At 73.0% G+C, this 9567-nt stretch carries 12 protein-coding genes; 5 read left to right on the top strand and 7 right to left on the bottom strand.

The genetic code is table 11. From position 1 onward, the window contains the following. The 5 genes from A6V29_RS04665 to A6V29_RS04650 form a co-directional block, all read left to right on the top strand. Positions 1–682, top strand: a 682-nt coding sequence (locus A6V29_RS04665; protein ID WP_137159220.1) for a dihydrolipoamide acetyltransferase family protein, incomplete at its 5' end; no start/stop codon positions are given. Between the two features lie 29 nt (positions 683–711). After that, positions 712–1116: a hypothetical protein gene (locus A6V29_RS04660; RefSeq protein WP_137159219.1), complete on the top strand. Its 405-nt coding sequence runs from the start codon at positions 712–714 to the stop codon at positions 1114–1116. A gap of 125 nt (positions 1117–1241) precedes the next feature. Continuing rightward, positions 1242–1706, top strand: a complete 465-nt coding sequence (locus A6V29_RS04655; RefSeq protein WP_137159218.1) for an SRPBCC family protein — start codon at positions 1242–1244, stop codon at positions 1704–1706. A gap of 267 nt (positions 1707–1973) precedes the next feature. Continuing rightward, entirely contained in the window at positions 1974–2117 is a 144-nt protein-coding gene (locus A6V29_RS20600) for a hypothetical protein (protein ID WP_170977690.1), read from the top strand. A 260-nt stretch (positions 2118–2377) separates the two neighbouring features. Continuing rightward, on the top strand, positions 2378–4426 hold the full coding sequence (locus A6V29_RS04650) for a sensor domain-containing diguanylate cyclase (RefSeq protein WP_137159217.1): 2049 nt from the start codon (positions 2378–2380) through the stop codon (positions 4424–4426). Here the strand turns inward: A6V29_RS04650 and A6V29_RS04645 are convergent. The 7 genes from A6V29_RS04645 to A6V29_RS04625 form a co-directional block, all read right to left on the bottom strand. Next, positions 4423–5253: a tyrosine-protein phosphatase gene (locus A6V29_RS04645; protein WP_137159216.1), complete on the bottom strand. Its 831-nt coding sequence runs from the start codon at positions 5251–5253 to the stop codon at positions 4423–4425. The two genes, A6V29_RS04650 and A6V29_RS04645, sit on opposite strands and share 4 nt — an antisense overlap. Next, positions 5250–6170: a 3-methyladenine DNA glycosylase gene (locus A6V29_RS04640; protein WP_212718991.1), complete on the bottom strand. Its 921-nt coding sequence runs from the start codon at positions 6168–6170 to the stop codon at positions 5250–5252. The genes A6V29_RS04645 and A6V29_RS04640 overlap by 4 nt, the downstream gene beginning before the upstream one ends. A gap of 32 nt (positions 6171–6202) precedes the next feature. Continuing rightward, positions 6203–6364: a hypothetical protein gene (locus tag A6V29_RS20595; RefSeq protein ID WP_170977689.1), complete on the bottom strand. Its 162-nt coding sequence runs from the start codon at positions 6362–6364 to the stop codon at positions 6203–6205. 129 nt (positions 6365–6493) lie between these two features. Further along, positions 6494–8338, bottom strand: a complete 1845-nt coding sequence (locus A6V29_RS04635; RefSeq protein ID WP_137159215.1) for an acyl-CoA dehydrogenase — start codon at positions 8336–8338, stop codon at positions 6494–6496. Positions 8339–8467: 129 nt separating this feature from the next. Continuing rightward, on the bottom strand, positions 8468–8839 hold the full coding sequence (locus tag A6V29_RS04630) for a LapA family protein (protein ID WP_137159214.1): 372 nt from the start codon (positions 8837–8839) through the stop codon (positions 8468–8470). Continuing rightward, the gene (locus tag A6V29_RS20590; RefSeq protein WP_170977688.1) at positions 8836–9006 is read right to left on the bottom strand and encodes a hypothetical protein; all 171 of its coding nucleotides are present in this window, start codon (positions 9004–9006) and stop codon (positions 8836–8838) included. Before A6V29_RS20590 ends, A6V29_RS04630 begins: the two co-directional genes overlap by 4 nt. Before the next feature lie 59 nt (positions 9007–9065). After that, positions 9066–9491 carry a hypothetical protein gene (locus A6V29_RS04625; protein ID WP_137159213.1) on the bottom strand — a complete coding sequence of 142 codons (426 nt, stop codon included), beginning with the start codon at positions 9489–9491 and terminating at the stop codon, positions 9066–9068. Between the last annotated feature and the right edge of the window lie 76 nt (positions 9492–9567).

The following is a 9567-nucleotide window of genomic DNA, read 5'->3' as shown; positions in this document are numbered from 1 at the left end:
CCCGATCAAGGGCGTCCGGAAGCACACGGCGGCGGCCATGGTGGCCAGCGCCTTCACCGCTCCGCACGTCACCGAGTTCCTCACCGTCGACGTCACGCGGACGATGAAGCTGCGCCGCCGGCTGGCCGAGCGGCCCGAGTTCGCCGGTCTGAAGGTCAGCCCGCTGCTGTTCGTCGCCAAGGCGCTGCTGCTCGTGGCGGGACGGCATCCCATGGTCAACAGCAGCTGGGACGAGGCGGCCCAGGAGATCGTGGTGCACGGGCAGGTCAACCTCGGGATCGCGGCCGCCACCCCGCGCGGGCTCGTCGTCCCGAACGTCAAGGACGCCGGCCGGCTGTCTCTGCCCGAGCTCGCCGCCGCGCTGGCCGAGCTCACCGAGACGGCCCGGGCGGGGCGCACCATGCCCGCCGACCTGACCGGCGGGACGATCACGATCACCAACGTGGGCGTGTTCGGCGTCGACTCCGGAACGCCGATCCTCAACCCGGGGGAGGCGGCGATCCTGGCCTTCGGGGCGGTCCGGGAGCGGCCATGGGTGCACAAGGGAAAGATCCGGCCGCGGCAGGTCACCACGGTGGCGCTCTCCTTCGACCACCGGATCGTCGACGGCGAGCTCGGTTCGCGGTTCCTCGCCGACATCGGCGCTCTGCTGGAGGACCCGGGAGCGGCGCTGGCGTTCTGACCGGACTACCGGACGGCAGGATGTCGGTCGTGGACAGACGTGGGCCGGCTCTCGCGGCGTTGCTGGTGTTCGCCTTCGCCACCGTCGTCGCGACGATGCTGGACGGCCGGGTGCCCGCGGGCGACGAGAGCGTCGCGGGGTGGATCGTCCAGGTGCTCGGCCACCTGGCAGGGCTCGCGGCCGGTCTCCTGCTGCTCGCGTCGGCGGGGGTGCCGCCGGAGAGCTCCACCCGCCGCGCGGGGGTGGCGGTCCTCGTGGCACTGGCCGGCATCGTGCTCGCCGACGTCGTCGGGCTGGTGGTCGACGGCACGGCGGACGCCGGCCTGGGTGCTGTCCGGCTGCTCTGCCTGCTCGCCGTGGCCTGGGTCGCCCTGCGGCTCGCCCCCGCCGTGGCCCAGCAGCGGCGGGACGGGACCTCGAGCCCACGACCCTGAGCCGCGGACCGGCCGGGTCACCCGACCGGTCGACGCGGCCCTGACCTGCGGCGTCCGACGTGTCGGCTCCGGAGGTGACGGGTAGGTCGCGCGCGACCGATCGAGCTATCCGAGGAGCTGAGACCGTGGCCAGCGTGCAGGAATCCGTCGACGTGGACGTCCCCATCCGGGTCGTCTACGACCAGTGGACGCAGTTCGAGTCCTTCCCCCAGTTCATGGGCGGGGTCGAGAGCATCACGCAGATCGACGACACCCACACCCACTGGGTCACGAACATCGACGGCGTCAAGCGCGAGTTCGACGCCGAGATCACCGAGCAGCACCCCGAGGAGCGGGTCGCCTGGACCAGCACCGGAGGCGAGGCCAAGCACGCCGGTGTCGTGACGTTCCACCGGCTCGACGACGCCAAGACGCGGGTGATGATCCAGATCGACTGGGAGCCCGAGGGCGTGGTGGAGAAGGCGGGCGCCGCCCTGGGCTTCGACGACCGGCAGATCAAGGCCGACGCGAAGAAGTTCAAGGAGTTCATCGAGAGCCGCGGCACCGAGACCGGCGCCTGGCGCGGGGACGTCTCCCGCCCCGACGAGTAAAGGACCCCTGACCGCCACCGCTCGCGAGCTCGCGGTGGGTCCCTGTCAGGGGGGCGTTCCATCAGCGCACGTGGCGCTCGTCCTCTGTGGAGGGCGGGCGCCGCCGCGTGTCCGTCGTCATCGTGAGGCACTTCACCCTTCAGGATGACGATTACCAGGCATGTCCGCCTTCTCGCTGAAGGATCGTCGGAATAGTGTCGATGACACCTTCGTTCTCCGGGGCGGAGAACGGACATTTCGACGAAAGAGGCACTGACGATGAAGAGCATGACGTCCAGCTGGCGGCAGCGGCGCCAGGCGGCGCGCACCCGGCGGGCGATCGACCGGGCGCTGGCTCGCACCAGCAGCCCGGCCATGCGTGACGAGCTCCTCACGATGGCGGGCGCCAGCTCGTTCGTGAACCACCGCTGAGCCCCGCGCCGCCGGCCTGATCGGCGGCGTCGCGCCGGCTCGCACGACCCCGGCCTCCCACGGAGGCCGGGGTCGTCGCACGTCCGGGCGCGGGAGCGCAGACGACTTCCCCCGGACGGGGGGGACGGCCTTAGCCAGCCGCAGGTCGGAGCCGATGATCAGGGTGTGCGCCTCTTCCCCGCGGTCAGCCGCCCGACCCCGCCTCCGGGCAGGGGTCGGAGCGACCGCTGGCGCACCCCTGGCCGGCCGAGCGTGACGCCGTGACCCCACCGCGCGTCACCTCGGAGACCTCCGGCGCCACGACCGGCGGGCTGCTGCGCTACGTCCGCTCGGTCGGCGGCGACGAGGCGGTGGCCGAGGTGCTCACCCGCGCCGGCATGACCGCCTCCGCGGCCGAGCTGGAGGATCCCTCCCGCTGGTGCAGCTACGACGCCCGCATCCGGCTGTTCACCGCGGCCACCGAGGTGCTGGGTGATCCCCGCACGATGTTCGAGGTCGGCGCGGCCGCGCTGCGCACCGGGATGTCGAACTCCCTGGTCATCCTGCTGCGGGCCATGGGCTCACCGCAGCAGGTGATGGGGAAGCTGCCGCGGGCGGTGCAGAAGTTCAGCACCACCTCGACCATGGAGATCCTGGAGAGCGGACCGACGTCGGCTGTCATCCGCTACCGGCTCCACGACGGCTACGAGCACTCCCGCCAGGACTGCCTCTACGCCCAGGGCCTGCTCACCACGGTGCCGATGATCTTCCGGTTGCCGCCGGCCCGCATCGAGCACGACACCTGCCAGTCCGACGGGCACGAGGCGTGCATCTACCGGCTCGAGTGGACCCCCAGGTCCCGCCTCCCGTGGCGGCGCACCCGCGTCGACGCCGTCGACCCGGAGCTGGTGGCCCTCCGGGCCCAGCTGCAGAGCCTGCAGTCCGCGGCCACCGACCTCGTTGCCGGCGAGGACGTCGAGACGGTGCTGCGGCTCATCGTGGCCCGCGCCGCCCAGGCGGTGCTGGCGCCGGCCTACCTGCTGGCCGTGGAGGTGCCCGGCAGCGCCGCACCCGTCGTGCACGGCGCCGGGCTCCCGGACTCGGCGGTGCCGGAGCTGGCCGCCGGTCTGCTCGCCGGTGACGACCTCGGCCCGTCGGCCGTCGTCGTCGACATCGCCTCGCCGCGCCGCAGGCACGGTCGGCTCGCCGCGCTCTACCGTCCCGGCGACAACCCCATGGGCGACGAGGCGGCGATGCTCGCCGCCTACGCCGGGCACGCCGCGGCCGCCCTCGACCTGCTGATCGCCCTCGAGGGCGCGCGGCAGGAGGCGAACCGGGCCGGCGCGCTGCTCGCCCTCGCGCACGAGCTGAGCGCGGCCACGGACATCGCCGACATCGGCACCGTCGTCGCCGAGGCCCTGCCGCGCGTGGTCGGCTGCACCAGCGCCTCGGTGATGCTCTGGGACCCGACCGAGGGCCGGCTGATCGCCCAGGCGGCGGCCGATCCGGACGAGATCCGGCGCTCGGTGTTCCTCGCGACGTCCCTGAGCCCGGAGGACACCCCCGAGCTGATGGAGATGCTCACCGCCCGCACGCCGCGGGTGATCAGCGGCGAGGGCAGCAGCCCGGCGCTGCAGGAGCTGCTGGCCGAGCTCCGGCTCTCCGACGTCATCGCCGTCCCGCTGGTGGCCGACGGCGCGTTCATCGGGATCGCGACGGCGAGCTGGGAGGCCGGTCAGGCCCCTGACGACCTGCACGGCGAGGTGCTCGACCGGCTCAGCGGCGTGGGCGACCAGGCCGTCTCCGCGCTGCAGCGCGCCCAGCTGCTGGAGACGGTGCGGCACCAGGCCACCCACGACGCCCTGACCGGGCTGCCGAACCGGGTGCTGTTCCGGGAGCGGCTGCAGGAGGAGCTGGCGGCGTCCGACCCGGGCACGGTGCTGGCCGTCCTGTTCTGCGACCTCGACCGCTTCAAGCAGGTCAACGACTCCCTCGGCCACGCCGCGGGGGACGAGCTCCTGCGTCAGGTGGCGGCGCGGCTGCGCGCGGTCATCCGGCCGGGCGACACCGTCGGCCGGCTCAGCGGCGACGAGTTCTCGATCATCCTGCCGGGGCTGACCGGTCTCGCGGACGCGCAGGGCCTCGCCGACCGCGTGGCCGAGTGCTTCGCCGAGCCCTTCCGGCTGGAGGGCCGGACCGTCGAGGTGGGAACCAGCATCGGTGTCGCCGTTCACGAGCGCGGCGACACCGTCGAAGCGCTGCTGCGCCGGGCCGACGAGGCGATGTACCGCGAGAAGCTGGGGCACCGCGCTCCGCGCGGCGCCGTCTAGGCCCGCAGCCGGGCGCGCAGCGCGGCCTGCTCCTCCGGCCCGAAGCCGTGCTCGTCCAGCCAGCCGATCGGACCGCCGTACCGCTCGTCCACGAGCTCGAGCACGCGGTGCATCGTCTCCGCGCGAGGGCGGTGGGTCGCGGTCTCGCGCCGCTCGGTGTCCCCGCCGTAGGTGCTGGTGGCCGCGAGCCGTTCCATGATCGCCTCGATCACGTCACCGCTGAGGCCGTAGTCGACGGCGATCTCCTCGTGCGGCACCCCGGCCACCGCGAGGGACAGGGCCACGACGACCCCGGTGCGGTCCTTGCCCGCCGCGCAGTGCACGACCGAGGCGGTGCGCGTCGGTGCGGCCAGGGCGCGCAGCGCCTCGACGACGGCGTTGCCTCGCTGGGTCAGGTAGCCGAGGTAGCTGCGCACCGGCGCCGGCTCGCCCTCGTCGTGCTCGGCGACGTGTCGCGGCAGGAGCGAGTCCATCCAGCCCGCCGGCAGCTCGGGGACCTGGTCCTCCTCGACGGCGAAGACGTCGGTGTACTGCCCCCGCTCCGGCAGCAGCGTGAAGTGCCGGTGGACGACCTCGGGAACCGAGCGCAGCGGTCCCCGGCCCTCGAGCAGCACCTCGGCGGACGTGCGCAGGTCGATCACCTCGCGCAGCCGGAGCTCCTGCACCAGCCGGCGCACGTCGGCGTCGCTGAGGCCCTGGAGGTTGTCGCTGCGCAGGATCCGGCCGGGCACGGTGCGGCCCCCGTCGTGCGTGGGCAGCCCACCCAGGTCACGGGTGTTGGCGGTGCCCTCGAGGCGGATCCAGCGGTCGGTGTGCAGGGTGGTCACGACTGCGACCGTACGACGCCGAGATGGCCGGTGGGTGTCGTGGGGGCGGGCAGTGCGTGGCACACGTCGAGCAACCGGCTGCGCAACGTCGCTGCCCGCCGGGCGAAGGCGCGCTGTTCCGCCGCGTAGTCGGCCTTCCCCTCCGGCGTCTCGATGGCGACCGGCTCGTAGCCGTGCTCCCGCAGGTCGTACGGCGAGGCCCGCATGTCCAGCTCGCGGACCTCCGCGGCGAGCGCGAAGCAGTCGGCCAGCAGCTCGCCGGGCACCGCCGGGCCGAGCTTGTAGGCCCACTTGTAGAGGTCCATGTTCGCGTGCAGGCAGCCGGGCTGCTCCGAGGCCGGCTGCGTCTGGCGGGTGGGCTGCAACCGGTTGCGGCCCACCGCCTCGGGGGTGAAGAAGCGGAACGCGTCGTAGTGGCTGCAGCGGATCGGATGGGCCTCGACGACGGCGTCGGTGCCGGCCGCGCCCAGGCGCAGCGGCAGCTCGTGCCGCCGCTCGTCGGCCCGGTAGACCATCGCCCACTCGTGCAGGCCGAAGCAGCCGGTGAACGCCGGCCGGCTCGCGGTGGCGGACAGCAACCCCCGGACGAACTCGACGGTCCGGCCACGGTCGGCGAGGAAGGCGGCGGCGTCCAGGGCGACGACGCCGTCGTCGTCCCTGCGGTACCAGCGCCACGCGGCGTGCGGGGCGGGGCCGTCCGGCGTCGGCGCCAGCGCGGTGCCGACGCCCGGATGCCAGCGGCGCAGCAGCGCGGGGCCCTGCGAGTAGTAGGTGAAGAGGAAGTCGTGCACCGGGTGGGTCTCGCCGCGCCCGCGCCGCTCCCGGTGCGGCCGCACCCAGCGGTCGACCCGCGCCTCGTGCGCCGCGGTCCGCGCCGTCCACTCGTCGGGCGGCAGCACCTCGTCGATCACCGGCACCGGACCAGCGTAGGAGCGGGTCCGGTCGTCGGTCAGTCCGCCTCGTTGCCGGGGCGGGCGACGCCGTCGTCCCGCTGGGCCTCGTCGTCGGTGGTGAGGTCGCCGGAGCCCTGGGGTGCGGAGTCGGGCGCCGCGGCGGTGCCGTCGGTGGTGTCGGGCGACTCCCGGTAGCCGGTGCCGTCGGACTCGCTCATCGTTCTCCTCGGGACGTGGGGGAGGCGGCACGAGCGCGCACCGCCGTCCCGGCACCATGCCCGCTGCCCGGGGCGGGAAACGACGACGGCCGCCACCCCTCGAGGGGGCGGCGGCCGTCGGGGCTCCGGTCAGAACGCCGCCTCGTCGACCTCCATGAGGGCGTTGTCGGTGTTCTCGACGATGATCCGCTCCGAGGCCAGCCGCGGGAGCACCTGGCTGGTGAAGAAGCGGGTGGCGGCGAGCTTGCCCTCGTAGAAGAACCGGTCCTTCTCGCTGACGTCGCCGGCCAGCGCGGCCAGCGCCACCTCCGACTGGCGGACCAGCAGCCAGGCGGTGACCAGGTCCCCGACGGCGAGCAGCAGGCGGGTGCTGTTCTGACCGATCTTGTACAGGGACTTCGTGTCCTGCTGGGCCTCGTCGAGGTGGCGGAACATCGCGGTGAGCATGCCCTGCACCTCGCCCAGCGCCGCCGCCAGCGCGGCGCGCTCCTCCTTCAGCCGGCCGTTGCCCGCCTCGGAGTCGACCGTGGCCTGGATCTGCCCGGCGAGCCAGGTCAGCGCCACCCCGCCGTCCTTGACGATCTTGCGGAAGAAGAAGTCCTGGCCCTGGATGGCGGTCGTGCCCTCGTAGAGGGTGTCGATCTTGGAGTCACGGATGTACTGCTCGATCGGGTAGTCCTGCAGGAAGCCCGATCCGCCCAGCGTCTGCAGCGACTCCTGGGTGAGCAGCTGGGTGGCGCGCTCGGAGCCGAAGCCCTTCACGACCGGCAGGAGCAGGTCGTTGACCCGCGCGGCGAGCGTCGCCTCCTCGCTGTCGGCGGTGCCCGACGCCTCGGCGTCCAGCACCTGGTCGCGGAAGCTGGCGGCGTAGAGGTACAGCGCGCGCATGCCCTCGACGTAGGACTTCTGCAGCATCAGCGAGCGGCGCACGTCCGGGTGGTGGGTGATCGTCACCCGGGGGGCGTCCTTCGCCGTCGCGGCGAGGTCGGCGCCCTGCACCCGGTTCTTCGCGTAGTCCAGCGCCACCTGGTAGCCGGCCGACAGGGTCGCGATCGCCTTGGTGCCGACGAACATCCGGGCGTACTCGATGATCCTGAACATCTGGGCGATGCCGTCGTGGACGTCGCCGACCAGCCAGCCCTTGGCCGGCACGTCTCCGTCGCCGAAGGTCAGCTCGCAGGTCGTGGAGACCTTGAGGCCCATCTTCTTCTCGACGTTGGTGACGTAGGCGCCGTTGCGCTCGCCGAGCTCACCGGTCTCGAGGTCGACGTGGAACTTGGGGACGACGAACAGCGACAGCCCCTTGGTGCCCGGCTTCGCGCCCTCCGGGCGGGCGAGCACCAGGTGGATGATGTTGTCGCTCAGGTCGTGCTCGGCGGAGGTGATGAACCGCTTCACGCCGGTGATGTGCCAGGAGCCGTCCGGCTGCTCGACGGCCTTCGTGCGGCCGGCGCCGACGTCCGAGCCCGCATCCGGCTCGGTGAGCACCATCGTGGCGCCCCACTTCTTCTCGATCATGAGCTCGGCGAGCTTCTTCTGCTCGGGGGTGCCGAGCTCCCACAGCGTGGCGCCGAAGGTGGGGCCGGAGCCGTACATGAAGACGGCGGGGTTGGCGCCGAGGATCATCTCGTAGGCGGCCCAGCGCAGCGCCACGGGAGCGCCGAACCCGCCCAGCTCGTCGGGCAGGTCGAGGCGGTACCACTCGCCGTCCTCGAGGGCCCGCACGGACTTCGTGAAGCCCTCGGGCAGGACCACGGTCTTGCTCTCGGGGTCGTACAGCGGCGGGTTGCGGTCGGCCTCGAAGAAGGACTCGGCGATCGGACCCTCGGCGAATTTCCGGATCTCGGCCAGCACGCCGCGCGCGGTCTCGGCGTCCATCTGCTCGAACGGTGCGGTGCCGAAGCGGTCCTTGGTGTCCAGGAACTCGAAGAGGTTGAACTCGAGGTCCCGCAGGTTCGCGGTGTAGTGCGTCATGTGCCCTGCTCCCGTGCCGGTGGACGGCGTTCCTACTCGCCAGTAACAAACGATATTACCGGCCGGTAGCGGGAGCAAGCACGCCTCGGCGCGGACACGCCCGGAGGGGGTGCGCGCGGGTGGGGACCGTCAGGAGCGGCGCCTCCGGCGGGTGCGGAGCAGCAGGCTGGACAGCCAGCCCAGCAGGGCGCCCAGGACCGCCGCGATGAGCAGCGCGGTCACCAGGGGGGCGTCGACGTCGGTGAAGACGAGGCTGATCTGCACCGTCTGGCCGTTGAAGACGACGAACAGCACGAGCACGACGGTGACGAAGAGGAGCAGGCCCACCGCGAGCGTCCGGCCGATGGTCCGCCCGGTGTGCCGCTGGCGCTCCGGCGCGGCGGGGGACGAGGGCGGGGTGGTGGCCGGGCCCGGTGACGCACCGGTGGTCGCGGGGCCGCCGAGGCCGACGTCGAGCGGATCGGCCGCACCCCCGGGGGCGCGGGGATCGGGCGTGCTCACCGCGCGTCCGGTTCGGTGTCGGCGGGTGGGTAGGCGGGCCCGGCGATGCCGTCGGTCGAACCCTTGACGTCCCCCAGCGACTCCCGGTCGTCGCCGGGTGCCTTCTCGGCGCCGAGCGGCTTCGCCTCGCGGTCGGATCCTGCGTTCTCCTCGTCGGGCATGGTCATGGCCGGTTCCTGCCCGCGGGCCCGATCCCGGAAACCGTGGGCGCACTGCATCGAGGGCGCTAGTCGGCCAGGGCGGGGCCCGCCTCGTGCCGCGGGTGGCCGGCCGTGCGCTCGCGCTGCTTCATCCGCGCCTCGAACACGTGCCGGTCGCCCCCGGCGAGCTCGTCGCGGGCGCGCTCGTCGAAGGCGCGGAAGGCGGCCCAGTAGTTCGCGTCGAAGTCCTCGACGATCTGGAAGGTCCACCGATCGGCGATCACGTTCCGGCCGACCAGGTCTCGGTCCAGGTCGGCGGCGAGCGCGGCGGCGCCGGCCTGCTCGAACAGCTCGACGGACTCCTGCAGGAGCCGGTCGGCCTTGCCGGTGAGCTGGTGGAAGGCGTACAGGAAGCCCCGGGCCTGGTCGACTGTCTCGAGGGCTTCGGAGAGCTTGCCCAGGGCCTCGACGGTGGCGTCGTCGAGATCGGGCCGGGTGCGGTCGGTCGTCACCGGACCATGGTGCGGCGCGCCACCCGTCCGCGCTCGCGGTCAGGCGTGGGAAGGGCGGATGCTCCTATGGATCGTC

Origin of the sequence: Blastococcus sp. CCUG 61487 (genome assembly GCF_005222955.1) — a bacterium.
Lineage (GTDB): Bacteria > Actinomycetota > Actinomycetes > Mycobacteriales > Geodermatophilaceae > Blastococcus.
The sequence above is the reverse complement of the archived record's forward strand: the minus strand, read 5'-3'. Positions and strand labels throughout refer to the sequence as shown.